General features: G+C 53.6%; 20 protein-coding genes. 13 read left to right on the forward strand and 7 right to left on the reverse strand.

Going from position 1 to position 26,528, the window contains the following annotated elements; all coding sequences use genetic code 11:
* The first annotated feature begins 2 nt into the window (after nucleotides 1–2).
* From MFFC18_RS07220 to MFFC18_RS07235, 4 genes are all read left to right on the forward strand, one after another.
* Nucleotides 3–2,324, forward strand: coding sequence for a WD40 domain-containing protein (locus MFFC18_RS07220; protein WP_162273966.1), 2,322 nt, complete (start codon nucleotides 3–5; stop codon nucleotides 2,322–2,324).
* A 160-nt stretch (nucleotides 2,325–2,484) separates the two neighbouring features.
* On the forward strand, nucleotides 2,485–3,582 hold the full coding sequence (locus tag MFFC18_RS07225) for an Ldh family oxidoreductase (RefSeq protein WP_075085051.1): 1,098 nt from the start codon (nucleotides 2,485–2,487) through the stop codon (nucleotides 3,580–3,582).
* Nucleotides 3,583–3,660: 78 nt separating this feature from the next.
* Nucleotides 3,661–4,104, forward strand: coding sequence for a helix-turn-helix domain-containing protein (locus tag MFFC18_RS07230; RefSeq protein ID WP_075081790.1), 444 nt, complete (start codon nucleotides 3,661–3,663; stop codon nucleotides 4,102–4,104).
* Entirely contained in the window at nucleotides 4,101–4,799 is a 699-nt protein-coding gene (locus tag MFFC18_RS07235) for an IS630 family transposase (RefSeq protein ID WP_075081791.1), read from the forward strand. The genes MFFC18_RS07230 and MFFC18_RS07235 overlap by 4 nt, the downstream gene beginning before the upstream one ends.
* Nucleotides 4,800–5,163: 364 nt before the next feature.
* On the opposite strand, the gene MFFC18_RS07240 is transcribed toward MFFC18_RS07235, so the two are convergent.
* Nucleotides 5,164–6,369 carry a DegT/DnrJ/EryC1/StrS family aminotransferase gene (locus MFFC18_RS07240; protein ID WP_075084984.1) on the reverse strand — a complete coding sequence of 402 codons (1,206 nt, stop codon included), beginning with the start codon at nucleotides 6,367–6,369 and terminating at the stop codon, nucleotides 5,164–5,166.
* A 268-nt stretch (nucleotides 6,370–6,637) separates the two neighbouring features.
* Between MFFC18_RS07240 and MFFC18_RS07245 the strand changes: the two genes are divergently transcribed.
* Nucleotides 6,638–7,876: a PQQ-binding-like beta-propeller repeat protein gene (locus tag MFFC18_RS07245; RefSeq protein ID WP_202907548.1), complete on the forward strand. Its 1,239-nt coding sequence runs from the start codon at nucleotides 6,638–6,640 to the stop codon at nucleotides 7,874–7,876.
* Between the two features lie 30 nt (nucleotides 7,877–7,906).
* Here MFFC18_RS07245 and MFFC18_RS07250 read toward each other — a convergent pair whose 3' ends face one another.
* The gene (locus MFFC18_RS07250; RefSeq protein ID WP_075084982.1) at nucleotides 7,907–9,028 is read right to left on the reverse strand and encodes a TlpA family protein disulfide reductase; all 1,122 of its coding nucleotides are present in this window, start codon (nucleotides 9,026–9,028) and stop codon (nucleotides 7,907–7,909) included.
* Between the two features lie 214 nt (nucleotides 9,029–9,242).
* On the opposite strand from MFFC18_RS07250, the gene MFFC18_RS07255 reads away from it, so the two are divergent.
* Complete coding sequence (locus MFFC18_RS07255) at nucleotides 9,243–10,550, forward strand: adenylosuccinate synthase (protein WP_075084988.1); 1,308 nt, start codon at nucleotides 9,243–9,245, stop codon at nucleotides 10,548–10,550.
* 36 nt (nucleotides 10,551–10,586) lie between these two features.
* On the opposite strand, the gene MFFC18_RS07260 is transcribed toward MFFC18_RS07255, so the two are convergent.
* Together MFFC18_RS07260 and MFFC18_RS07265 are read right to left on the reverse strand one after the other, a co-directional pair.
* Nucleotides 10,587–11,528: a PEP-CTERM sorting domain-containing protein gene (locus MFFC18_RS07260; RefSeq protein ID WP_075084981.1), complete on the reverse strand. Its 942-nt coding sequence runs from the start codon at nucleotides 11,526–11,528 to the stop codon at nucleotides 10,587–10,589.
* Between the two features lie 258 nt (nucleotides 11,529–11,786).
* Nucleotides 11,787–12,554 (reverse strand): BON domain-containing protein, encoded by a 768-nt coding sequence (locus tag MFFC18_RS07265; protein WP_075084980.1) that lies wholly within the window; start codon nucleotides 12,552–12,554, stop codon nucleotides 11,787–11,789.
* Nucleotides 12,555–13,055: 501 nt separating this feature from the next.
* Between MFFC18_RS07265 and MFFC18_RS07270 the strand changes: the two genes are divergently transcribed.
* Together MFFC18_RS07270 and MFFC18_RS07275 are read left to right on the forward strand one after the other, a co-directional pair.
* Nucleotides 13,056–14,309 carry a hypothetical protein gene (locus tag MFFC18_RS07270; protein ID WP_075084977.1) on the forward strand — a complete coding sequence of 418 codons (1,254 nt, stop codon included), beginning with the start codon at nucleotides 13,056–13,058 and terminating at the stop codon, nucleotides 14,307–14,309.
* Nucleotides 14,306–14,848 (forward strand): PSP1 C-terminal domain-containing protein, encoded by a 543-nt coding sequence (locus MFFC18_RS07275; protein ID WP_075084976.1) that lies wholly within the window; start codon nucleotides 14,306–14,308, stop codon nucleotides 14,846–14,848. The genes MFFC18_RS07270 and MFFC18_RS07275 overlap by 4 nt, the downstream gene beginning before the upstream one ends.
* Nucleotides 14,849–15,076: 228 nt before the next feature.
* Here MFFC18_RS07275 and MFFC18_RS07280 read toward each other — a convergent pair whose 3' ends face one another.
* A complete protein-coding gene (locus MFFC18_RS07280) occupies nucleotides 15,077–16,501 on the reverse strand; it encodes a Gfo/Idh/MocA family protein (RefSeq protein WP_075084975.1) in 1,425 nt (474 codons plus the stop codon).
* A gap of 455 nt (nucleotides 16,502–16,956) precedes the next feature.
* On the opposite strand from MFFC18_RS07280, the gene MFFC18_RS07285 reads away from it, so the two are divergent.
* Nucleotides 16,957–19,746 (forward strand): SHD1 domain-containing protein, encoded by a 2,790-nt coding sequence (locus MFFC18_RS07285; protein ID WP_162273964.1) that lies wholly within the window; start codon nucleotides 16,957–16,959, stop codon nucleotides 19,744–19,746.
* Between the two features lie 49 nt (nucleotides 19,747–19,795).
* Here MFFC18_RS07285 and MFFC18_RS07290 read toward each other — a convergent pair whose 3' ends face one another.
* Nucleotides 19,796–20,563 carry a WecB/TagA/CpsF family glycosyltransferase gene (locus MFFC18_RS07290; protein ID WP_075084972.1) on the reverse strand — a complete coding sequence of 256 codons (768 nt, stop codon included), beginning with the start codon at nucleotides 20,561–20,563 and terminating at the stop codon, nucleotides 19,796–19,798.
* Between the two features lie 240 nt (nucleotides 20,564–20,803).
* On the opposite strand from MFFC18_RS07290, the gene MFFC18_RS07295 reads away from it, so the two are divergent.
* The 4 genes from MFFC18_RS07295 (at nucleotide 20,804) to MFFC18_RS07310 (ending at nucleotide 24,562) form a co-directional block, all read left to right on the forward strand.
* Nucleotides 20,804–21,796 carry a polysaccharide deacetylase family protein gene (locus tag MFFC18_RS07295; RefSeq protein WP_075084970.1) on the forward strand — a complete coding sequence of 331 codons (993 nt, stop codon included), beginning with the start codon at nucleotides 20,804–20,806 and terminating at the stop codon, nucleotides 21,794–21,796.
* Nucleotides 21,793–23,001, forward strand: coding sequence for a glycosyltransferase (locus MFFC18_RS07300; protein ID WP_075084969.1), 1,209 nt, complete (start codon nucleotides 21,793–21,795; stop codon nucleotides 22,999–23,001). The genes MFFC18_RS07295 and MFFC18_RS07300 overlap by 4 nt, the downstream gene beginning before the upstream one ends.
* 243 nt (nucleotides 23,002–23,244) lie before the next feature.
* Nucleotides 23,245–23,955, forward strand: coding sequence for a ribulose-phosphate 3-epimerase (gene rpe, locus MFFC18_RS07305; RefSeq protein WP_084417178.1), 711 nt, complete (start codon nucleotides 23,245–23,247; stop codon nucleotides 23,953–23,955).
* Entirely contained in the window at nucleotides 23,933–24,562 is a 630-nt protein-coding gene (locus MFFC18_RS07310; RefSeq protein WP_075084968.1) for a histidine phosphatase family protein, read from the forward strand. Before rpe ends, MFFC18_RS07310 begins: the two co-directional genes overlap by 23 nt.
* Before the next feature lie 113 nt (nucleotides 24,563–24,675).
* Here the strand turns inward: MFFC18_RS07310 and MFFC18_RS07315 are convergent, their stop codons facing one another.
* Nucleotides 24,676–26,481 carry an ATP-binding cassette domain-containing protein gene (locus tag MFFC18_RS07315; protein ID WP_075084967.1) on the reverse strand — a complete coding sequence of 602 codons (1,806 nt, stop codon included), beginning with the start codon at nucleotides 26,479–26,481 and terminating at the stop codon, nucleotides 24,676–24,678.
* Between the last annotated feature and the right edge of the window lie 47 nt (nucleotides 26,482–26,528).

Below are 26,528 nucleotides of genomic sequence, written 5' to 3' on the forward strand. Positions count from 1 at the left end.
GCATGACGACACAATACGAAAATTCGACTGCGAAAGGTAAGCAATGGACTTTCGGTTCGCATCCGCGTCCTCCTTTCGGTTCGCGTCAGCGATTAAGCTCATTGGCTTGCGTTTCGTGCTTGTGCGCTCTACTTGCAACGACGCTGCACGCTCAGGAAAAACCGGCCGCGAAGGTCACGTTTGACGATCACGCCAAACCGGTCTTGATGCAGCGCTGTTCTACTTGTCACAACGGCGAACGGAAAGAAGGCGACCTCGACGTCACCAACTTTACGAATCTGATGATCGGCGGCGGTAGCGGAGAAGTCATTGAACCCGGATCGGCCGACGACAGCTATCTTTTCAATCTGGTCACTCACGAAGATTCGCCAGAGATGCCGCCAGGAGGCGACAAAATCCCCGATCCGCAAATTGAAATTTTGCGAAAATGGATCGACGGTGGAGCACTGGAGAACTCCGGCAGCGTAGCCAAGAAGCGCAAACCGAAAACGGACTATAGCGCTGTTTCTGCAGGCGACAAACGCCCGGAAGTCGAACCCGTTCCGTCACGATTGCCGCTTGTTCCGCAACTGGTTGCTCCACGACCGTCGACCGTTCATTCGCTGGCGACCAACCCGTGGTCTCCCTACATTGCGATGTCCAGCCCTCAACAAGTGTTGATCTATCGCACGAATGATCTTGGACTGCGAGGCGTGATTCCGTTTCCCGAAGGCCAGCCCGAATCGATACGCTTTAGTCGCAACGGCAGTCTGCTGTTGATTGGCGGCGGCAAGCCTGGTGCCAACGGCAAGGTTCTGGTTTGGGACGCGGTCAAAGGCCGTCGCGTGGCCGTCGTCGGTGATGAGCTGGATTCCGTTTTGGCATCTGACATCAATCCCTCACAGACGCTGATCGCACTCGGCGGGCCGAAGAAAATCGTTCGAGTCTACGGCATCGATGGCGAACTGGTCTATGAACTCAACAAACACACCGAATGGATCACGGCCTTGCAATTTTCTCCCGACGGAAAATTTCTGGTTACCGGCGATCGCAACGGCGGCGTGCATGCCTGGGAAGCCGATACCGGCAACGAAGTTCTTACGCTTGGCGGACACAAAAAAGCAATCACGGCGATCGATTGGCGAATCGACGGGAAACTGGTTGTTACCGCCAGCGAGGACGGAACCGTTCGCGTTTGGGATGGAGCCAATGGCAAGCAAATCAAATCGTGGACCGGTTGTAGCGCCGGCGTGACGTCGGCCAGCTTCACTCGTGATGGACTGGTGGTCACGGGAGGCCGTGATCGCCTTGTTCGAGTTTGGGATCAGAACGGAAAACAGCTGCATCAATACGAGGCAATGCCAGATCAGGTTACCAGCGTCGCCTACTGCAGCGAAACGAATCGCGTGATTGCTGGCGACTGGACCGGGAAAATTAACGTCTGGGAAAAAGCCAACCCGAAACCGATTGGAACACTCAACTGCAATCCTCCCACGATCGAATCTCGCATCGCAGCCGTCACCAGGCAGCTACAAAGTGCCGAAGCGGCATTGAAGCCGTTGAACGAACAGGCGGCTACACTTGATTCGCAGATCGCGGCGATGAAGGCGGACAACGATGCCGAAGTCGCGTCGCGAACTGCCACCGACATGGCTCTGAAATCCGTGATGGAAAAACTCGCCAACGCGGATCAGCTTTTGAAAACAACCGTTGGTCAGCAGGAAGCCTGGAAGAAAGAGCTGACCGGCAAAGAGAAAGCGGCGCCGCAGCTTGACGCGTCGATCGCAAGTGCCAAATCGGCTCTGGCGTCGCTCGGCGATGATGCCGAGATAAAAGACACGATCGCGAAGCTGGAGGCTCGTAAGGCGACGCTGGCTCAGCGAATCGGTGTGTTGAAAACTCAAGTTCAGCAGGTCGCCACGAAGCAGGAAACGGCGAAAGCCCAGATCGCGACACTGTCGGTGGAGCGGGACAATTCGCAGAAGCAATTGGTGTCGCTCAACGCAAGTATCGCCGCGCGGGAAATGGAAATAGGTAAGGCCAACGATCAGCGAGTCAAACTGCAGGCCGCATTGGACAAAGCGAAAGCCGATGTAGAGCAGCCCAAGGGAGCGTTGGCTTTCTGGAATGGCGAGCTCCAGTTCGCAAAAGTATTGGCTGATCTGGAATCGACGCTGATTACTGCCGAAGCCGATGAGAACGCCAAGCTGGACGAGGTGGACGCTGCGAAAGAGAAGCTTGCGGCGGCTCAGGCGGTCGTGCATCAGGCCGAACAAAAACGTGCCGAGTCAGCGAAACAGATCGATTCGATCGAACAGCAGATAGAGACGCTGAAGGCGAATTAGTACAGGCTTGCGGCTTCAGTTCGCGGTCGCGACGTTCTGGCCGGGATAGCCGTAAAAGACGTTGCAGCTTCTGCGATTGTTCGCCGACCAGCTTATTGAAAATCTGGCTAGATATGATCTGCTGTTGGAAAATTACTTCCCTCAGTTGACCAGCTCGAAAATGCCAGAAAACTTCTACGTCGTCTCCGAATCTGACCACAACGAACTCGTTTCCGCCGCCTACGTTCATCGTGGCTATAGCAAGGACGAAGGCGATGCCGCCGCGAAGTTTGCTTCGTACGCAAGCCATCACGGGATCCGCACCCACAACGCGCTCAAGGCGTTGCACCTGGACGAACTGTTCGGATCGAAGTCTCATGGCTGCGTCCCCAACGCGACGATCGAAAAGCGTGAATCGAAGTTCGCGGCGTCTCAAGTCTGGAACGCAAATAAAAAGCTCGGACAGGCAACTGCCTACGAAGCCATCGAAACGGCAATCGAACTGGCCGACAAGTACGGCATCGGTCAGGTCTCGGTCGACAACGCATTTCACTACCTGTGGGGCGGTGGCTATGTGATGGATGCTGCCAAGCGAGGCTACATTGCGTACACCAACTGCACAGCCGCCCTCGCGGAAGTCGTCCCTTTCATGGGTAGCTTTCCGACGCTCGGTACCAATCCGCATTCGTGGGGTTTTCCGACCGTGGACGCGATTGGATTCCCACTGGTGATCGACTGGGCGACGTCTGTTGTAGCCATGGGACGGGTTCAACAACTCAAACGCGAAGGCAAGCCACTGCCTCCCGATGCTGCCGTTGATGTCGATGGCAACGTGACGACGGATGCCTACAAAGTCAACGCGTTGACAACCTTTGGACGCCACAAAGGCTATGGCCTTTCGTTGATCAACGAATTGATGGCGGCGTACATTGGCGGCTCGTTGCCGACGCTGCGATCGCGTTGGGCAGATGATTCAAAGGAGAAACACACCTGTGCGTTTTACTTCCAGGTGATTCATCCGGATGCCATCAGCAACGGCGAGTTTGCCCTTGGCCGATCTCAAGCTGAAAACGTGAAAGCGGTCCTCGACGATGTCGCGGGGCACGGCAACGATAAAGTCATCTTCCCAGGTCAGATCGAAGCGGCTTCGGCAGCCCGCAGCGTTGAGCATGGCGGATTGTTGTTCTCGAAGGCGGAAGTCGATGAGTTCAACGAGCTTGCTCAGGAATGCGGATGCGATCCGTGGGCGCTTGAGAACCTCAAGTCGGTCGAAGTCTAGTGTTCTGTCAGTACTAAAGATTGGGATTGATTGTTCGATTGAAAATCGGGATTCTGCACGCAACACAAGGAGGTTGCCATGCAGAAGAAGTATATCGTCCGATTGTCAGAAGCCGAACGTCAAGCGGCAGAGGAAATAGTCAAACGTCTCAAGGGCACGAGTCAGAAAGTTCGCCGGGCCCAAATCCTTCTCCAGTCGGATGCTGATGGTCCGAACTGGACTGACGTTCAGATCGCCGAGGCGTATCGTTGTCGCCGGCAAACAGTTGAGAATGTTCGTCAGCGATTCGTCGAACGAGGTTTTGAAGAGTGTCTCAATCGCAAGAGACGTGATACACCACCGACTCCGAAGCTTCTCGATGGAAAGCAAGAAGCCACAATCGTTGCGATGCGTCTGGGCTCACCACCCAAAGGCTACGCCAACTGGTCGTTGCGACTGCTTGCGCGTAAGGTGGTGGAACTCGGCGTGGCTGAATCGATCAGCCATGAAACGGCTCGCAAGACGATTAAAAAAACGGCATGACCAACAAACGAAAGATCGAATACTGGGTGATTCCCCCGGAAGCCGATGCTGAGTTTGTGGCCAACATGGAGGAAGTGCTCGAGACCTATGAAAAACCGTATGATCCCGGGCATCCGGTGGTCTGCATGGATGAGCAGCCCGTTCAGCTGATCAAGGAAACGCGTCAGCCAGTTGCCGCAACTCGAAACCACCCCAAGCGAGTTGACTACGAATATGAGCGTGCCGGGACGGCCAGCATCTTTATGTTTAATGAACCCCTTGGTGGATGGCGACAAGCAACCGCCCGCGGCCAACGTACCAAAACGGACTGGGCCCAAGAGGTCGCGACCCTGCTGGACACACGCTACGCAGACTGCGATCAAATTACATTGGTTTGCGACAATCTCAACACCCACACCAAGGGTGCGTTCTACGAAGTCTATCCACCTGAAGAGGCCCGTGCTTACGTTCGGAGAATCAACTTCGTCTACACCCCCAAGCATGGAAGTTGGTTAAATGTCGCAGAAAATGAACTCAGTTCATTGACGCGTCAGTGCTTGAAGAACAGACGGATACCAAGCTTGAAAATCCTCAAAACCGAAATCAAAGCGTGGTACAAAGATGTCAACGAGACACAGCGGGGAGTCGATTGGCAAATGAAAATCGACGATGCACGATGCAAACTAAAAAGCGTCTATCCCAAAATTAAGCTTTGACGGACCACTAGGCACTGTTTGACAAGTCGATTTTCATGTCGTCAACGCGGCCAAACATGAGCGCCTTGCCGCTCACATTTGCCAAACAGTGCCTGGCGTTCGATGCCAACGTCGGACGCTTGCTGGTTAGATGCCGTGCGAACCCTCGTGGCAAGCTCGAAAGCTACGCTCGTGATCGAGCGTAGTGTCTTGGGTGCGTTGAGTCGCACCAGAGTTCCTCAAGTTGTGCCGAAAACGCTTCGGGCGGCTCTTGTTCGCTAGAAACGTTTCAAAGCTTGTGGCCAAGGCGTCTCGCCCCAGTTCAACATCGCATTGCTGGGGCGAGACGCCCCAGCCACACCTTTTCAGACGATTGAATCCTGCTTTAAGCAGCACGGCGAATGACCGGCTCGCGTTCGAGCAAGATGCTAAGCAGCGATTTCACCACATAGCCCTGCTCAGCCAAATTGAGCTCAGGGAAAATCGGCAAACTCAACACGCAAGCCGCGGCCTTTTCCGTTTCTGGAAGGTCGCCGGTTTGATAGCCAAGCTTCTCAAAGCACTCCTGCTGATGGAGCGGAACCGGATAGTAGATCTCCGAACCAATGTTTTTGTCAGCAAGTTGTTGTCGGACTTCGTCGCGTGTCAAACTGCCTTCGATTCGCACCGTGTACTGGTTCCAGACATGCCCGCTGCGATCGTCGCAAACCGGAGTAGAAACCGCATGGCTCAACCCCGATTCGGCGAATAGTCGATCGTAGTTCGCGGCGTTCTGCTGACGTCCCCGGGAAATGGAATCCAGGTGCCTGATTTTCACTCCCAACATGGCGGCCTGAATCGAATCCAGCCGACTGTTGATGCCGACTTCAGAGTGATAGTAGCGTGGTCGCATGCCGTGGTTGGCCAGCAATCGAACGCGATCTGCCAGCTCCGCGTCGTTTGTCGAAAGCATGCCTCCATCGCCGAATCCGCCAAGGTTTTTGGTTGGGTAAAAGCTGAAGCAACCGATGTCTCCGATCGCACCGCAAGGCTGATCGTTCCAGGTCGCGCCGATCGACTGGGCACAGTCTTCGATCACGCGAAGGTTGTGACGCGAAGCGATTTCCATGATCGCATCCATGTCGGCACATTGTCCGAACAGGTGAACCGGAATAATGGCTTTTGTTTTGTCGGTCACCAACGATTCAACGTGAGCCGGATCGATATTGAATGTTCCCGGTTCGATGTCTGCGAAAACCGGAACGCCGCCAAGTCGGTCGATGGCACTGGCGGTTGCAAAGAAAGTGAACGACGGGCAAATGACTTCATCGCCAGGTTCGATCCCGATTGCCATCAGTGCGAGCAGCAGAGCATCACTTCCCGATGCACACCCCATTCCGAATTGGGCATCGCAGATCTCGGCAACGGATTGCTCGAGTTGTTGGCAGTGCGGTCCGCCGATGAAACGGCCGGTCTCCAGGATGCCGGCGAAAGCGTCCATGAATTCCTGCTTGAGAGGATCATTTCCGCGTCCGACATCCAATAGTGGAACAGAAGTGATCTGGTTTGATTTGACGTGATCTTCAAATTTAATTGACGTGGGGATACCCATTTCCACCTTGCCTCCTTGCAATGGTTGGTCAGTTGAAGGGAGAAAAATAGGGGGCTGGCGCAATGGCGTCAATATCGATGACCACTCGGTTCGCGTCAGAATCAGTTTGTCACGCTAGCGTCGTGGAAGGTTGTTGCTGCCGTTCGCAAGTCAAGGTGTTTTTCGCTCCCACAGCCTCCAAATGGATTCCAGCCAAACCCGGAAAATTGAGTTATCATTGAGTTCCCAGTTCATCCGTAGATCCAGTTTATCAGTAGATGGTTTTCACATGACTCGTTTCACGACATTCGTTTCCTGTTTTTGTCTTGTCGCCAGCTTTGGCATTGGAACAGTCAAAGCGCAACAGTGGACCTTCTATCGCGGCCCCAACGGAGACGGAACAGCGACTGCGGAATCCGGGATCGAAGGAAAGCTGAAAGTGCACTGGAAAGTCCCAACTGAGATGGGTTTCAGTTCGTTTTCGATTTCCGATGGCAAAGCGTTAACCATCGTGGCGCGCAGCGGAAAAGAAGTCTGCATCGCGCTCGACAGCGACAACGGCAAAGAGCTTTGGGCCACCGAGCTCGGATCCAACGCCTACGACGGCGGCGGCGGAGCTGGAGCAATGAACAACAAGGGCGGCGACGGTCCTCGATCCACGCCAACGATCGATGGCGGTTTGGTTTACGTCTACGACGCACAGATGAAGCTGTACTGTTTGGACCTGGCGACCGGGAATCTGAAATGGAGTCAGGACATTCTCAAGGACTACGGCGGTCGCAACATCCGATGGCAAAACGCGACTTCACCAGTCGTCGACGAAGCACGCGTGTTTGTGGTCGGTGGCGGCAAAGGCCAATCGATGATCGCGTTTGACAAAAAGTCCGGTGACGTCGTTTGGAAAACCGGCGACGAAAAAATGACTCACGCTACGCCCTTGCTGACATCGATCGGCGGCCAGAAGCAAATTCTGTTCTTCATGCAGAGCGGCATCCTGGCATTGTCACAGGATAGTGGAAAAGAGTTCTGGCGAACCAAGTTTCCTTTCAGCGTTTCCACAGCGGCCTCGCCAGTTGTATTCGGCGATCACGTTTATGGATCGGCTGGGTATGGCGTGGGAGCAAAGCTGTTCAAAGTCAGCAATGGCAAGGCGAAAATGGTCTGGGAGAAACCCAACCGGTTGATGAACCACTGGAGCACGCCGGTATTTCACGACGGGCACCTTTACGGAATGTTCAGCTTCAAGAAGTACGGACGTGGACCGTTGCAATGCGTTGATCCGATGACCGGCGAAGTCAAATGGACCGAGCCCGGTTTTGGGCCAGGCAATTGCATCGTGGCCAACGGGAAAGTCATCGCGCTGTCGGATTCGGGTGAGATTGTGATCGCCAAGGCCAGCCCGGAAAAGTATTCCGAGATTTCGCGTGACAAAGTGCTCGACGGAAAATGCTGGTCGATGCCGGCGTTGAGCGACGGAAAAATTTACGTTCGCAGCACGACCGAAGGTGCCTGCGTCAGCTTCGAATAGTACTCAAAACTGACGATAAACGACGCGCGATTACTTTTCTTCGGCTGATTTGTCGTTCGCTTTTTTGTCTTTCGCCGGTTCGTCATCCGCCGACTCCTCCTCAGGCGGCTTCCCGTCTTCTGGCGGGGCGGCGAGAGTCGGCGTGTCTTTGCCGTCGATTCGGTCGCGAACGATTTCCGTGATCGAGTTTTTAATGCGAGCCAGTCGGAAGAACTCATGTTGAGACATGAGGATCTTTCGATCGGCGTCCGGGCTGATTAGCCACCCCGAAGGCGTCGAACGAACGCCGTAGGCTTCGATCGTATCGTGCTCCCATCCATTGGTGAATCCGTAGCTGCCTTCGGTGAACTTCTTTTTCAGCAACCACTTGATGGCTTTGGTTTTGTCCTCATCGATGACAACTGAAACCAACTTGAGTTTGTGGGACTTGCCGATCGCCTTGTACATGTCCTGCACCTGCTGTTGATAGCCGGGAGTCATGTCAGTCGAGTTCATGAAATTCAAAAAGATGTAGTGATCCTTGTAGGCGTCCAAATCGAAGTGCAGCTTTTCGTTCTTCGATGTCACCAGGTCCAGCGGCGGAGCAGGCTGTCCAGTTTGGAACAGCGGCGTGATGGTTACAGGAATCGGTTGGAGTTTAATTTGGTCGACGTCGTCAAGCACTTTGATGCGTGCGAAAACTTCAAACCCATACTTGATACCTTTGATTTCTTTGTCGATTCGTCCTTGAAGTCCGTAATCCCCAGGCGGCACGTCGTATACGACAAAGTCTCCTTCGTCGTTGTATTTGACTTCGAAAGACGGAGCGTCGTTGAGTAGTTTCTCGCGATCCTTGAGAAACTTCTTTCCTCGCTCACTCTGATAGAACTGCGTCAGCCATTCACGTCGCTCTTCTTCTTTCATCTTCTCCCAGTTTGATGGGAAAGGAGGCTCCTTAGGGATGACGATTTTTCGAAGCGAGGTCTTGATCTCGTCGTAGCTGACCCGAAACGCCTTACGCGAATCATTCTCGATGACGCCCTGAACGGTCGCGTACCGATTGTCTTTCTTTTTCACTTGAGCATCGGCGGGACAGGCCACGCCAAACTGAAACAGAGCAAAAACTGCGGCCAGCACAAAACTGGAAACAGAAAGAATTGGGAGTGTGCGCATGGAATGGTCGTATTGAAATCAGGACTGGGGAAAGCGAGAGCGACGCGGATATGGACGTTCCTTCGACAATAACAAAATCGGCGGTTGACCGCGTTGGTTACCAGATCTTAAACTCTCGTGTTTGCCTCTTGCAGTCGGAATTTTACGGGTTGTAACGCAAAAATGGGACCGAATTTGTGCGGTTCCTTCAAATTGAATGCTGAAAGGGTGTCGCGTGTCTGGAACTTGTGTGATTGGCCTCCAGTGGGGCGATGAAGCCAAAGGCAAACTGGTCGATTTGTTGACCGAGGGTAAAGACCTCGTTGTTCGCTATCAGGGCGGAGCCAACGCTGGACACACCGTCGTGATCGGCGATGAAGTCTATAAACTGCACCACATTCCCAGTGGCATCATCAACGATGGTGTGCTGAATCTGATTTCGCCAGGTGTGGTCATCAACCCGCCGACGATCCTTCAAGAGATTGAAATGCTGGCCGGTCGTGGCATCGACGTCGCCAGTCGAATGAAGATCAGCGAAAGAGCTCACGTCGTGATGCCGTGGCATGTCCTCGAAGATCAAATGTGGAATCGTCTGGTCACAGGTGAAGACAATATTGGTTCAACGCTTCGCGGAATTGGTCCGTGCTATGCCGACAAGATCGGTCGCTCGTTTGCGATTCGAATCGGCGACATGATCCGGGATGACTTTGCCGATCGCGTTCGAAAGATCGTTGCGGTGAAAACCAAAGTTCTTTCGGCGGCAGGATCTGAAGAGGTCGCTTCACTCGACGCCGAAAAAATCATTGCTGAGTACAGCGACTACGCGGCGCGACTCAAACCGATGGTCACCGACACCAATCGGATTGTGCTCGACGCGGTCGACGCTGACAAAGCCGTACTGTTCGAAGGTGCTCAAGGATCATTGTTGGACATCGATCACGGGACGTTTCCGTTTGTAACCAGCAGCAACGCATCGGGCACAGGAATCTCGTCAGGTTCAGGGGCTCCAGGAGGATTCTTCAAGCGAATCATTGGCGTTTGCAAATGCTACGCGACACGCGTCGGTGGCGGTCCCTTTCCGACCGAGCAGGAAAACGAAACTGGCGAGCACATTCGTCAAATGGGAAAAGAGTTCGGCACGACGACCGGTCGCCCACGTCGCTGCGGATGGTTTGATGCCGTCGCCGTTCGGTTTACGACGCGTCTGGGGGGAGTGACCGCGATTGCGTTGACGATGCTGGACGTTTTGAGCGAGCTCGAAGAAATCAAAATTTGCACCGGCTATGAACTCGATGGCGAAACGATCGACTGGTTCCCGTCGCACGCCGACGATTTGAAAAAGCTGGTTCCGGTCTACGAAACCATCGAAGGTTGGCAGCAAGACGTTACCGGTGCTCGTACTGTTGAAGACTTGCCCGAGAAAGCTATTGCTTTCTGCTTGCGATTGCAGGAATTGATTGGCCGTCCGATCGAGTTTATCTCGGTCGGTCCTGATCGCGCTCAAACGATCGAAGTCAAGAACCTTGAACTTGCCAAGGTTTGATCTCGAATCGTTTGAGTTGTTCACTGGCCAAAGGAATTAGCCCACTCGTCGCCGAGTCGTCATGACTGCGGCCAACGCCAGGCCCAGGAGTACTGCCGACGTTGGTTCTGGCACGGCCATGATATCGTATGTCGTTCCGGAAGAACCCGTCACCACGCCGCTGAGCAACGTTCCGTTTTCGTCGCGAACGTCGATGCCTACCAGTTCGAGCGTGCGATCAAATGCAGCCGTTCCGGAGACAGTTTGACCGTCGCCGAGGTGCTCTGTGTTCGGCTGAAACGACGTGAACATTGTCAGTCTGAAATCTTGCGGCGCTCCTCCGTGTACGTATGTCGACGAATAGATCGGTAGGTCGAAGTCACCCTGGTCAGTGATGAACCACGTTTGCGCTTCCTCATCGCCATGCTTCATGTAGATATAGGTAAACGCCTCTTCGCCAGTATTGCTGCCGTGAAGATTGAAGATGTAGGTCGACTGATATGCGACGGCCGTTCCGCCCCATTGAAGCGTCTCGTCAAAACCGGCGTAACCGTAGACATCGAAATGGTTCGGTACGCCATCGGGATTGCGGAGCACCTCATCCGCCTCCGGGTCGTATTCGTACAGGGACAGGTTGCCCTGTGGGTTGTAGAACGTGTTGTGCAGCGTTCCGGACGCATACGTCTGAATGCGTCCGTAGTCAGCAAACGCAGCCGCGCTGCCATCGAGCGTCATCGTTTGCATAATGTTGTCGCGGTCATAGCCATCCCACGAACCACCCACATCGGTAACGGAAGTGAAGCCGCCATCGGAATTTGAGTCGACTTCCAGATAGTCGCTGTAAAGCTGATAGTCCCCGTTGATGTCTTCAAACGTGTTGCCGACAGCGACAGCTGAGGTGGAAAACCTCGACTGGGCCAGCGTTGATCCGGTAGAAACGCATATGCAGAGTAAAAAAGCAGCTGCAATGGCGGCGGTGGCGATCGTTTTCGAGTACATCTGCTATCCCTGTCGGAAATTGGTTGGGCCGATTGGCCGGACACAAGCGGCCGTTATGATGAATACCCTTGCGATGCCGTAAATCTTGCACCAAATCTCCTAATTTTTCTTTCTTCAGCAAACTGATGTCCAACCGATTGGCTGATCACGTTGCGTTAAGACTGTGTAAGTCGCGTTCGCGCACGAAAAAACCCGAGCCAAAAATGACTCGGGTTCTTTAATTTTCAGTTCTCGTCAGCTAGTGACGTGAAAGCCAGTTTAGTGGCGTGACTTGTCTGCGAAGTCAAGCTGCCAGAAACCGTCGTCCCATTCAAGGCTAACCTTGCGCCATCCCAGTGGGACTTGCGGGTAAGGGTAGAATGGGCCGATGTAAGGCCATGCTGAAGCAGAGTACTGCTTCGGGTAGCTTACCGCACCGAAGTTTGGATGAGCCGCGTAACCAGGCCAGGCGTAGCCAGGAAGGTTTGGAGCTCCTGAAGGAACGCCCATTCCAGCTTGACCGGCAGGCATTGGCTCGCCGCCCATGGCCATTCCACCCATCGCCATGCCGCCATCGCCACAAGTTGCGAACGGAAGTGGTTCACTTGAAACCATTCCACCCATGCCTGAATCTACGATGACTTCCTGACGAGCAGGAGGAGCCGCGTAGCTGGCAGGGCCGACGTAAGTTGGCTGGGTCGGTGCAGCTTGTGGCTGCTGTGGCTGCTGGTAGGCAACCGGTTTGACAGTAGACTTCGAAGCTGCAACTTCGATGTCGTCCACAACCTGAACCACGCCGAGGTGGCCGGCCTGTTGTGCTGTTTGAAGAATCAGCATTTCCTGCTGAGCATTCGAAACGGTGCCTTTGAACCAAACGGTTCCCTGTTCGACTTGCATGTCAACATTAAAGCCGCGAAGGCGACCCTGCTGCTGCTCGGTTTGAAGCCGAGTTTGAATGAAGTCCGCAATTTGCGTGTCGTCAGCTTTGACAACGCCTGGCACCAGCGTTGTTGCCGCGACAGCAAGTCCTAAAAGTAAACGTCGCATCAGATTCCTCCTCGCAATCCCGCACTGACATCGTTCGCTTTCCGAAAGGCGACCAAAGCAGCCATCGGCTGGGTCATCAAACTGAATGGCAGTGGTATTGTTGAGCGTTTGCAAAAAACCGAATATCCTGGAAATGGATTCGATCGATGACCGCTCGGAGGATGACATGCATAGAACGACGACGCTTTTCGCATCATCACTTTCAGCGAGTTTCCCCCCTCGCGGGATCAGTGAATGAACCCACCTACCTTTTCGGCAACGTTGGCTCGAACCGGTGACAATATTTCCGATTTTGCTGATCTTCTGGAAAATTCAACTGGCCAAAACCGTGCTTTGCTAGCGAGCCGTGAGAAGCTGTATCGGACAGGGGATGTTTTCCGGCAAAAGCCATTTTCAAACCCGTCAACCGTCCGGAAACAGTCGTGATTTTCACGTTTCGCGGCGAAGTGGCGAGCACGCTCTGGCGTCACTACAATCAAGGGATATGAACCGGAGACTGAAATGAGAATTGTGACCCTGATTCTGCTGAGCTGTTGTTTGCTTCCCCGAGCAGGATTCGGTCAAACAATTCGGTTGGCACTTGGTGGAGCCATCGCTACGCAAGCTCCCTCGAGTTCCGGAGCCTCAATACTTACCGCAGCTGCGGCGGCCGATGAAAACGCGAAGGACGACGAGTCTCCCAAACGCAAGCCTGGTGAAATTGTCGTCACGACGTTGGTGGAAGGCCTGAACAATCCTTTCTCTGTCACCGTCGAAGATGACTCGAATCGAATCTTCGTCGCCGAAAGCGGTGCTCAGCGAATCGTCGAAATCAAGGACGGAAAATCGGTCGAAATCGCAGGCGAATTTCCGGTTTCCGAATTTCGCGGATACGCCGCCGGACCGTTGTCCGTGTTTAGCGCCGGTGAGAACGTTTTGCTGGTCGGTCACGACAACGAGTCGGGCGTGGGATCGCTAACGAGACTTTCCTTGGCGCTGAACTCAGATGATCCTGCCAGTGCAGATGCCGCTCGAGCAACGGTTTCCATCGAGCACAAAACAGACGAAGCGAAACTGAATCAGTTTTCAAATATGACGTTGAAGCATTCAGTTATCTACACGGTGACGAATGGCGATCCGGCTAATGGATGGATCGCTCTGGCGGAGCTTCAAAGCGGTACGATTACTACTTTGCGTCCTTCGATAGCGACTGCAAAACTGAGCAGTTGTCCCGGTCCAACTTGTGTGACAGTCAGTCCTGCAGGTGAGTACTTGGTAGCTTCTCAGATGGGCAAACGGGGCGATGCGAAAGATTCCCGATTGGTGTTCTACACGCTGCAAGGAAAGATGCTGCGGAACTTTAAGGTCGAGCTGAACGATATCGTCGCCCTGGCATACAGCCCGGATCGAAAGCATCTGTTCGCCATCGACTATAACTTCGCCGACCCGAGCAAAGGTGGGCTGTACAAATTGATTGGGAACGGCGCCGACAAATGCGAAATCAAAAAGCTACAGCATTTGAGCTATGCGACTTCCATGTCGTTTGACCGCAAAGGCAACCTCTATGTGACCTGTCTCGGCGGGCCTCCTGAGCGTATTGGGGCGGCAGGCAATGAGTCGAGCGATGAGGCGAAGGATGCTCCAGTTGATGCTGCCAGGGGTTTGACAAAGAAAGTGGCCAAGGGAACGCTGATCAAAATCGAAGGACTTGATGATCGCCCCGCTGAGCCGGATGAAACAGTCGAAGGTGCTGAAGGAGAGGACGTTTCCGAGTGAGTGCTGTTCATCTGGTTCAAATTGGGTTGCTGGGGACGATCGGAAAGTTCGTTGCAGCGGATCGAAACGCCTATGTTCGTGACGTCGAGGTCATTTGCCGGACAGCCCGCGGGCTGGAAGTCGGCCGCGTCATTTGCGCCGTCGATTCGGCGGTGGCTGCTGAAGAACATGACGGTGAGTTGTTGCGTCGTGTCGGGCGGGAAGACAGAGCGATCGTAGAACGACTGGATCGATTTCGCGATCGGGCCTTTCTGGCGTGTCGCAAGTTGCTGACCGAACGCAATCTTCGGGCGACATTGGTTGATGTGGAACATCTCTTTGATGGCCAATCGATCTGGTTTTACTTTTTGGGCGAAGTCAGTCCGGAAGTTGAATCGCTGACCAACGAGCTGGCTGAGGTTTACGAAAGCAAAGTCAAATTTCGCAAGTTCGCCGAAACGTTGGCTCAAGGTTGCGGACCCGATTGCGGGACGGGATCAAGCTGCGGCGATTGCAGCGGTTGCGCTCTGAGCGGTGGCTGTGGCGTAAAGAAAAGCTGAGCTGCGGTTTGGGCAAGCGAGCCGGTGTCATCGACGTTTCAGTCGGTGCACGGCCAAGCTTTCGTTTAACGGCAAGCCGCAGGCGACGGTGCCATTGACGCCTGATCGCACCGTCGCCTACGGCTTGCCGTTAAACGATTACATTCAGAACTTCTCCAACAGTTTCCGCAATGCATAAAAAAAGGACGCCGAATCGACGTCCTTCGAAGCTGAATTCATCGCTCCGTTTTACGAAACGTTGATCTCGAAACCTTTACGCTGCTGACGCTCGATAAACGAGTTTGCGAGTGCGTCATCGCCGAAGTCTTCCGCTTTGGTGTCGTAAACGACTTCACGACCGAGTCGCAACGCCACATTGATCGCGTGGCAGACGTTCATCGCTTTGTGATGCGACGCGACGTCTGAACTTGGCGTCTCACGAGACTTGATGCAATCGAAGAAGCAACCCATGTTGTTGCTTTCCGGTCGCTTGCCGCTGGCGTAAAGAGCTCCGATTTTGGACTCATCCAGTGGATTCTTTTCCAAATCTTCGACAGGCTTACCCGTCAGTTTTCCACGGTTGACGAAGTAACGTCCCTTCTCGCCCTCAAACATGATTCCGTTACCGAAACCATCGGTAACATCGCAAACTCGCATTTCAAGACCGTCATCAAACGTCAGGTCCACCTGGAAGTTGACTGCGGTGTTGAAGCGATCGTCGCTCGTTGGCATACCTTTGTCATCCAATGGAACGGGATGGTAAGACGAAACCGGGTTGATCTTGATCTTGCCCGCGTCGTCCCCCAGGCGATCCAACGCCCACAGGGCGATGTCGATGTGGTGAGCGCCCCAGTCCGTCATCTTGCCGCCCGAGTACTCGTAGAACCAGCGGTAGTATCGATGACCACGACCGAAGTTGTGGCCTGCTCCCCAACCGGTGACATCCGTCATCGTCGGGGCTTCCCGGTAAGGCTTCACTTCGCATTGTCCCTGCCAAAGATCCCAATTGAGATGCTTTGGTGGATCAACTTGAGGCAACGCATCGCACTCGCGCGATGGGCCCAGGGCGACCGTGACCTTTTTGCATTTGCCGATTCGGCCTTCCCGCATCATGGCCGCAGCTTTGACGAAGAGTTGATTGAACTCGTTTCGCTGCTGGGTTCCGACCTGAAAAACGCGACCGGTTTTCTCAAGGACTTTGAGGATCTGCTGGCCTTCGCGAATCGTCAGCGTCAACGGCTTTTCGCAATAAACGTCTTTGCCAGCCAGCAACGCGTCGATGGCGACCTTGCTGTGCCAATGGTCCACACACCCGATCACGACGGCATCGATATCTTTGCGGTCGAGAACTTTGCGATAGTCTTCATGTGCACGTGTATCGAGCGGATGGCCAGCCTCGCGGTGAGCATCCATGACGACCTGCAACGCGCGGCCAGCTTGCATCGAATCGACGTCCGCAAGTGCAGCACAAGGAGCGTGCTTGAGTGCAGCTTTGCCAAGGTAAGTATGGTAGCGAATTCCGGTACCAATGAATCCGACAACAGGTTGTTCGTTCGGGCTACGGTATCCGGGTGCCATCGCGTGCGAAGTCAGCGGGTTGCTCATCAGGTAACCGCCCGCAGCAGTTGCGGCAGAGGCTTTCATGAAGCCACGACGACTGGTTTTGTTTGACATGAAAGAAATGCTCCGATGTAAAAAAAATGGCGGTGTTAAAGTCAGGTTCGATTTTAGCAGGAATCGTTTCTGTGGGAACGCGAAAATGCTGTGCGTAAGACCGAATTGATGGTCGGGAACAATGGCATTGAGGTCGGCTTTCTGAGCGTCATTTTCAGGTTTCTGAGGCCGCTAATGGTGCGTTCTTTTGCGTCAAGCAATCGGAGAGGTGCTTGGAACTTGTGTGTCGGACTGGTCGTTAGAGGGCTGACTCCTGATTCAGAGTCGCCGCCGGTCCCTGCGTTCGCTGCTGGTTCAAAACTCGTCGCCAGCCTGCTGTAGCTCAAGCCACGACGAAACTCATCGCGAGCGACTTACGGTAACGGTTTTCCGGTTCAGCGACTTTGAGCATCGAAATCCGGCGACGGTTCTTGCTATATTCGAAGGGTTACTACTTCCCAAGCTATGGATCGATGATGAAACCCGTCTTCCTTTCGAAAGAACTCTCGCCACCAAACCGACTCCGATTGATTGCTCTGCTGACGCTTGTTTCTCTGTTTACATGCGTTTTTCCTGCCGAGCTATCTGCCCAGCGTCGACGCACGCAGAAAGCTTCGAAAACGCCCAAAACCCAGATCGGCGACATCATCTACTTTGAGGACGGTATTCGATACGCAGACGGAATTCACGGCCTGATTGTGAACATGAATCGGTCCAGCAAGATTGACCTTGAGATCGTGAATGACGAAGGAGAAATCGAAGCGATTTGGGTATTGGCGATGGGGAATTTTTCCTGGGAGCTCGTTCATCGGTACGAATCTGAAAAAAAGATGACCGTTAGAACGTGGAAGTCGGAAGACGGCAAGTTCGAGATTCGGGCCAAGATGGTTCGTGTCGAATCCAAAAAGATCCGGCTGGAGAAAGAGGACGGGAAGTCGATTGCCGTTCCAATCGATCGCTTGAGCCAAAAGGATCAGGACTACATCGCCAAGAACAGCGACGGTTCCGAAACCGTGAACGAAAATCCATTCGACGTAGCGGACACCGAAGAGTTTCCCGAAGACGTTGTCATGCTGATGGAGCGTCGACGTGATTTGGTCGATCGCGACATTCGCCATCAAAGACTGGCAAAGCTGTCTCCTGAAATGGCGATCGGAGATATTTTGCAGTACGAATCACGACGCAATGGAAGCACCTATGGCATCGTGACCAAGCTTGGATTCTTTAGCGTGGTTGAGTCGATCAATGAGCACGGTGAACTCGAAGACGACCGTGGTTTTTCAAAGGGAGGACGTTGGACCTATTTTGATCGCCAATTTATCGCCGTCCCGATGCTTGCTCGAACATGGAAATCGGCAAACGGAAAATTCAATCTCACCGCGACGCTCGTGGAGGTCGATGGCGACGAGGTTGTCCTGAAGAAAGAGGATGGGAGCACGATGAAGATCGCGCTTTCCAAGCTGAGCGATTCTGACCAGACCTATGCCGCGAGGGCGAAGAAAAGAATCAATGTCAACAACGACGAGCAACTTGTCGCGGAACGCGAAAGCTACAGTGATGATTTGTTGGTGCTGCTTAAACGACGTGCGGAAGTGCTGAAGGATGCCAGCCTGAATTTCGAAATCGCCAGAGATACGTCGCGAATGAAAAGCATCCGGCTTCGAACCGGTCCGATCAAGCAGTCGGGCTCAGGCGAATCCGTTGGGCTGGCCAACGACTCGTTTTCCCTTCGTTTTCCGCTACGAGCGCCACAAAACGCGAGGGTCGAGAACGTCTCCTATGCGAAAGCGTCAGGTTTGCTCGCACTGACCGCCGCCAGCTCGTTTCGAGGAAAACCAACATTGGCGATTGTCGACGTCGAATCGCGGGAAGTAATCACAAACGAGAACGGCGACGATATTGGACATGAAGGAGAAGTGATCGCGATTTCGCCATCCGGTAAAACGCTACTCATTTCCAGCAAAGTCGTGTTTGATCGCCAAGTCGAATTGTGGCGTTTCGAAGATGGCGAACTCAGTAAGCACGGAACGGTTTCGTTCGACTCCTTTCAGGCACCGCAGGCCCATTTAATCAGTGATACGCGAGGAGTCATCCTCAGTACCAGCGGCAACATGACGTTCTTCGACATCACCGATCGCATCAAACCTACGCATCAGCTTTCGGTAGGCAGGTTTGGAGGGCGCCGCGGTTTTCAGATTGCTGGCGGAGATCAAAACTGTATCTATATTCTCGATGCAGACACCACGAAACTCTACGCGGTCGATGTTGAAACGAAGACGTGCCTTGGTGGTGTGAACTTCAATCCCAAGGAGAGAAGTTCGATCTTTTCGTTTGCTCAAGTCAATCCTGATGGTAAATCCGTCGTCTACATGGAACAGTCTCGAATGAGCGTCTACAGTCTCGCGACCGGAAAAGTTGTTTCCGAGAAAGATTTCGATGGATCGATCGTTCCCATCTCCAGCGGCAGCAACAGCCAGTTTCAATACCTCGGCGACGACCTCATTCTGACCTCCAGTGGAGCGATCTTTGATCTCGATCGAGGACTCGAAATTGGAAACGTCGATGGAGGATTCAGGTCCAGCGCGAAGTATTTTGCAGACGGGTCCCGGCTTATCGCCGAAGCAAATCAGCACGGTGGCGGTGGTTCGTTTGGAAACGAAATCGGTGGCCGCCGCGGAAGTCGACAGGAACGCGTGTCGGCCATCAACTCCATGCGGGAAGATGACGAGTACGAAACGATTCAGACGGAAGTTCGCGTCGAACGATTGCCCATAGATAAGATCAATGATTTCGTTGCTAACTTCAAACAGGACGACATCGTAACCTTTGGCAAAGGCGATTCTGTGGAAGTCGTTGTGCGTATCGATGGTACGAAGAAGCTGTCCGACGAATTGGCGGACTATATCGAAGACATTATGGCCGGAGACGACATTGATATCGCCCGGAAAAGCGATTTCGTGCTCGAGCTAACCTACACTGTTGGCAAACGCGAACAGAAAACATTCAACGTGATTGGATTCGGTCCTCGGAGAACCCGAAAGGCATCTCTCATTCCCAAACGATGCGCTGCGGTACTGAAGTATCGAGGCGAGACGGTTTGGTCCCAAGTGAGGTCAGCATCGTTGAACGTTGGTAGTGAGGAAGCGCTCGACAACAACATCAAGCTATCCAAAGAGCTGTCAGCCGAAGCGTTGTTCGATTTCAACTATCCGACCAGCATTCGCAAAGTTCTGCCCAGCCGAAAAGGAAAGTTTCGCTGGGAGTAGTCCGTTGCAGTGCGTTCGGCTGTTGAAAACGCCAGATCAGCGCAGTCGGCTACGCGTGCTTCTGGCCGAACAGTTGTTTCAATACCAACTGCGGAAAGATCCATGCATCGCGGGCGTATCGTTTGACCAGCCGTTTTGGCTCGGAGCACATGCGGTGCAGCCATTCGACTCCGGATTGCTGCATCCAGACCGGTGCCCGTTTCTTCTCTCCAGCAAGGAAGTCGATCGTTGCTCCGACGCACAACGCTGCGGTCGCAGGAATTCGATCGGCGTATTGGCTGACCCAGATCTCCTGCTTCGGCGCACCCAAGCCCACGATCACGACGTCGGCTTTCGCCTCAGCCAGTTTTTCCAGGATGATCTCTGACTCTTCGGGCTTCTTTTCAAACCCCAGCGGCGGACTGTAGACGCCAACCGTTTCTACGTTTGGCCATTGCGACTTCATGTTCTCTGCCGCGCGAGCACCGACGCCTTCGGCTGCCCCGAGCAAAAACACACGCAGCGTGCCGTTCCGGTTGAAGCTGTCAAATAGTTGCGGCACCAACTCGGAACCTGCCACACGTTCAGGCAATCGTTTACCGCTGAGCATCGAAGTCCACACGATTGGATGGCCGTCGGCAAGAACCATGTCGGCGCCTTCATAGGCCTCACGCAGCAACGCGTTTTCCTGAAACAGCACCGCGTGATCGACATTTGGCGTCACGACGTACTTGCATCCGGAATTGTCGCCTTCGATCCAATTCCTTAATCGATCGACGGCGCCTGACATGTCGAGGACGTCGATGTTGATTCCAAATAGCTGAGTTTTGTTCATCATGGCGGGTGAGTTTTTGAGGTTGGAGCTTTCTCAAAAGTTATGTCACCGTTGGCCACGGTCATCCGCGTTCCCGGTCGACAGCTGGAAAGAGACGGCGTCTGTTCTGATTGTCCCGATTGTGCGTTTTGAATCGCTGACGCCTCTCTCGTTGCGTTCAGTTCGGAAGATTGAAGTCGACTATGCACAGTCATGTTCAACAATTCAGCACCGAAACGTTGAACTGCATCGTGGCAGCGAATCTTGAGCCAAATCCTTTCCATTCTTACTGACCTGTACCGCATCGGAAGCTCTCCGTGGCGTTCGGTTCACTTGCGCAAACTGAAAGCCTGTGGCAAAGTTCCGGTATTCGTTCTTTTCTATCATCGCGTCGCCGAATCGCATCCCAATCCGTGGTCGATGGACTTTGCGACTTTCAAAAGCCAGATTCGCTGGATGCAGGAAAGCTTCGACCTGATTTCCATGAGCGAAGTCCAGCAACGGATTGAAAGTGGCTTCAACGATCGGCCTGCCGTCGCGATATCTTTTGACGATGGCTATTCCGAGAATTGCGAAGAAGCCCTGCCGTTTCTGATTTCTGAAAACATTCCGGTGACTTACTTTGTGACGGCGCATCACACGCGCGAGCAAACGCCCTTCCCTCACGACACGGAACGCGGAGCGCCGTTGCCTACCAATTCAGTGGAGTCACTTCGAGCTTTGTCCAACGCCGGAGTCGAAATTGGTGCTCACACGCGAACGCATTTGAATCTTGGATCGACTGAAGATCCACATGTGATCTATGACGAAGTCGTGACCGCGACGCACGAAATCGAAGACATGATCGGCAAAAAGATCAACTACTTTGCGTTTCCATTTGGCCAATACGACGATCTGAGAGCCAGCGTTTTTCACTTGCTCAAAGAACACGGCTTCAAAGGGGTCTGTTCTGCGTACGGCGGTTGGAATGACATCGGGGGAGACTCCTTTCATATCCAGCGCATCCACGGCGACCCCAAGTTCTCAAGAATGCGAAACTGGTTGACGTTTGATCCGCGAATTGCAGCCGTCAAACGATTCGACTATTTGCCAGACACGCCTGATTTCGATTGGGCAAAGTGGCGGCGCGACAATGAACCGCGCCTTGTCTCACAACGACTTTCCTTCCTAAACTCGGCGACCGATCCTTCGGCAATCGAAGAGCCTGATTCTTCTGATTCCCTGCCACAGCAAGCCACAACTCGAGTCCAAAAATGAACGATTCCGACACCCGCCCTCTCAATGTCATGTTCGTCATCACCAGCATGCCAGTTGGCGGTGCCGAAACGCTGTTGGTGAATCTGACGCGACGGTTTGACAAGACGCGCATCAAACCGATGATCGGCTGTCTCAAAGAACAGGGTGTCCTCGGGGACGAACTGGCAAACGAGATTCCGGTTTTCGAGCACTTGATCAATCACAAGTATGACGTTGCGGTCGCCAGAAGGCTGCGAAAGTTGTTTCGGAAAAACGAAGTCGACGCGGTCGTCACTGTGGGGGCGGGAGACAAAATGTTCTGGGGTCGATTGTCCGCTCGAGGCGCCGGAGTACCTGTAATTTTGTCGGCGTTGCATTCAACCGGTTGGCCGGACGGAGTCGGACGCCTGAACCGAATGCTGACTTCGATTACGGATGGATTCATCGCAGTTGCCAGGCATCACGCGGAATTTCTGGTCGAGTTCGAAAAGTTCCCGGAAGGCAAAGTCTTCATGATCCCCAACGGGATCGACACGCTGCGATTCAAAGCGAGTGATTCGTCGCGGCAGCAATGGCGTCAGAAAGTTGGCATCCCGGAAAACGCACCAACGCTTGGGATTGTCGCAGCGCTGCGACCGGAGAAAAATCATGAGCTGTTCCTTGAGTGTGCATCGCGAGCCCTGAAGCAGGTTCCAGACGCGCATTTCGTCATTGCCGGAGACGGTCCGGGACGGCCCCAACTTGAATCACTCGCCGACGAAAAATCGATCGCCGACAACGTGCACTTTCTGGGTTCCGTTTCCGATATCCCTGGCGTGCTGTCGATGTTAGATGTGTTTGCGTTGACCAGCCACAACGAAGCCAGTCCGGTCTCGATTCTTGAAGCGCTTTCCTGTAATCGCCCGGTCGTCGCAACGGACGTCGGTTCAATCAAGGAGTCAGTGCTTCACGGAGCCACTGGCTATCTTTGCGAGCCCGGAAATGCCGAAGATGTTTCGTCCCGCTGGATCGAGCTGCTGACCGATCCAGACCTGCGAGAACAGATGGGACGCAAGGGACGAGCTCACGTTGTCGACAACAGTTCGCTGGACTCAATGACAGACGGCTACACCGAACTGATTGAGTCGCTCTACCGGCAGAAGAAAAGCACTTGCAGGCGAAGCTCGTTTTCAAATTCAATTGCCACCTGGGCGGGCTCTGTGTTTCCCGTCACGTCCGCGAATTGACTATTAAAATTCTGAGTTGTCAAGCCCGTCTCTGGCGACGATTTTGATGCTCGATTTCGCCCTTCTGAAAAGAAATTTCGGGCCTGGTTCCCGCGTTTTGTGGGGTTCCCGGAAAAATGCCAATTGAACTCTTTTACCCGCAACCATCCTCGCTAGAATCGCACAGTCGTTGATTTGAGTGGCTCTGATTTGGAGCTGCTTGAATCGAATGTTTCCACCGTTTTCAAATGACTGTGAACCGATTTGAATACCAAAATTGCACAACTTGTTGAAGCTGCTCCGGCAGTGCTTCCTTCTTTGTTGCTTTGTGATTTTGGCAATCTGGTTTCTGAAGTAGAGCGGTTGGAAAAAGCAGGAGTTGCTGCGTTGCACCTCGACGTTATGGACGGGGTGTTCGTGCCGAACTTTACTTACGGAATGACCATTGTCTCGGCGCTGCGAAAGCTGACCGACCTGACGTTGGACGTTCACTTGATGATGGTCCATCCGGAAAAATATGTCGACGCGTTTGTCGATGCCGGAGCCGACATCATTACGATTCACGCCGAAGCCGTTGATGAGGCTGTTCCGGTATTGAATCAGATTCGCGAAAGAGGTGCCGCGGCCGGGATTGCCGTGAATCCGGATACGCCTGTTTCCAAAATCAAAGATGCTCTCCCGCACGCAGATCTTGTTCTGGTGATGAGCGTCAATGCAGGATTTGGAGGACAGAGTTTTATCGAACCGGTGCTTGAAAAACTTGGTGAGATTCGCGGTTTGCCTGGTGGGCAAGACGTCATCCTTGAAATGGACGGCGGAATAAATAAATCAACGATCGCCAAATGCGTGGCCGTGGGATGCCAGCTTTGCGTTGCCGGAAGTGCAGTCTTCAAGACTCCTTTTGAAAATGATTACGGCGCGGCGATCGAGGACCTGATGGGTGAGGTTTCACGTGAAGATTTACGACAGGGCTGACGGATCAAAGATCCTTTTGGTTCGCCCTGGAGCAACTGAATTTGACGAACAGGGCCGAATTATCGGCACGCTGGACATTCCGCTAAGCGAACTTGGGCTCGCGCAGGTCGAGGAGCTTGCTGAGTCGTCGGTGGGACTCGACATCAAAGCAGTGCTCAGTTCGCCAAGCCTTGCGGCGCAGCAAACGGCTGAGGTGCTTGGAAAAAAACATGGTCGCAAGATCAAAGTCCGAAATGCGCTCCGCAATATTGATATGGGGCTGTGGCAAGGTAAGGAGCTGGAAGAGCTTCGTGCTAATCAGCCGAAAGTCGCCAGGCAATGGGAGGATCACCCGGAGACGGTTTGTCCGCCAGAAGGTGAATCGATCGAAGACGTGTTGCCACGAGTGCAGAAGTTACTGTTGAAGTTGCAGAAAAAGCACAGGGCTGGCACGATCGTCATCGTGGTTGCAGATCCGCTGGCCAAGGTGATTGCTTCGTTGTTGAGTCAGCAGGCGGCACCGGAACCAGAAGCCGCTGCCGCACCAGATAAAGATTCTCCGGTGGAGCATTCTGGATGTGGCAAAATGGATTTGCTGCCGCTAAGCGTTGAGCTGGCGGATGTTTAGTCCGCAAGTTGCTGCCGCTGAAGGTTAGGGGAGTCGCTCGTGAGCTCGCAGCCGATGGGCTCGTAGTCGATTCCATCGCGGCGCCGGCCAGCGCCTCGCCGGGATGGTCCGACTTACTCAAGGGCTTCCAGTTCTTCCCAACGCTCAAATTTCTTCGTCAGCTCGGCCTGCATATCCGTGGCGTCCTGTTGCACTCTCGCGATCTCGGCTTTGTTGCTCTTGTAAAAATCCGGATCGCCCATCTGAGCGTGAAGCTTCTCGATCTGCGACTCAAGAAATTCAATCTTCTCAGGCAGCGACTCCAACTCCCGCTTCTCCTTGTAGCTCAGCCGACGCGTTTTCGACGTGTCATCCGTCTTCGTCGAATCAATTCGTTTCTTCTTCGAAGGAGCCGCGTCTTTGGTTTCTGCGGCTTTCGATTGCCGAACCCAATCGTCGTAGCCGCCAACGTACTCCTTCAGCGTGCCGTTTTCGAACACGATCGAACTGGAAACGACATTGTTCAGGAACTGTCGGTCGTGACTCACGATTAAAACCGTGCCATCGAAATCAACCAGCTTACTCTCCAGCAATTCCAACGTTTCGGTGTCGAGGTCGTTCGTCGGTTCGTCCATCACGATCACATTGGCAGGCTTCGCAAAAAGCTTAGCCAGCAAAATTCGATTCCGTTCTCCACCGGAAAGGAATTTTACCTCGGTTCTGGCACGTTGAGGTTCGAACAGAAAGTCTGCCAGGTAGCCCAGAATATGAGTCGGTTTATCGTTGATCAGCAAACGGTCCGAACCTTCGCCGACGTTGTCGAGCACCGATAGTTCGGGGTCGAGCTGCGATTTTAGCTGGTCGAAGTAGGCGATTTCCAGATTGGTGCCCATCTTGATCTTGCCGGACGTGGGCGGCAGTTTGCCCAGCATCACTTTCAACAGCGTCGATTTTCCGATGCCATTGCGGCCAATAATCCCGACCTTGTCACCACGCAGGATCGACGTCGAGAACTCTTCAAAAACTGGTTTGTCGCCATAGCTGAAGGTGACTTCGTCCAGCTCAATCGTCACGTTGCCGCTTCGTTGCCCCTGTTGAATTTTCAGCTTTGAAGTTCCCACCTGGGACCGTCGGTCGCTGCGTTGTTCCCGCATCGCCTTGAGCGCACGAACGCGGCCTTCGTTGCGAGTCCGGCGTGCTTTGATGCCCTTGCGGATCCAAACTTCTTCTTCGGCCAGCCGTTTGTCGAACAGTGCGTTCTGCTTTTCTTCGGCTTCGATGGCTTCCTGTTTCCGTTTCAGGAAAGTTTGATAGTCGCAGCTCCAGTCGAAGATTCGTCCGCGATCGATTTCCAGAATTCGCGTCGCCAGTTTCTGCAAAAACGCGCGGTCGTGCGTCACGAACAACAACGTCGCCGAGTAATCTTTCAGGAACTCTTCCAGCCATTTGATCGACGGAATATCCAGATGGTTCGTCGGTTCGTCCAACAGCAATACATCGGGCTCGGAGACGATCGCCTGAGCCAACAATACTCGACGCTTCATCCCTGCAGACAAAGTTTCGAAACGCGAATCGGGATCGAGCTCCATACGTGAAATGATTTGCGTCGTACGGGTGTGAGCTTCCCACTCTTCGAGGTCAATTTTCTCGCCAGAGAACGCGGGATCGAAAGCACGTTGAACGATTTCTTCAACCGAGCCCTTTTCATCGGTTGGCACGTATTGGGAAAGCTGACGGACGCGAACGCCCGGTGCCAAAACGATCTTTCCGGCGTCAGGATCCTGTTGGCCGGAGAGCAGTTTTAGCAACGTGGTTTTTCCGGCGCCGTTGCGGCCAAGCAGTCCGATTTTCTGGCCGGGTTCGATCACGCAGGAGACTTCGTCCAGCAAAGCGGGACCACGGAAACGGATGGTGACGTTGTCGACAGTGATCAGGGGCATGGGGGGCAGTTAAAAGTTTACAGTTTAAAGGTTACAGTATTCATCAT

It is taken from the genome of Mariniblastus fucicola (assembly GCF_008087665.1).
Lineage (GTDB): Bacteria > Planctomycetota > Planctomycetia > Pirellulales > Pirellulaceae > Mariniblastus > Mariniblastus fucicola.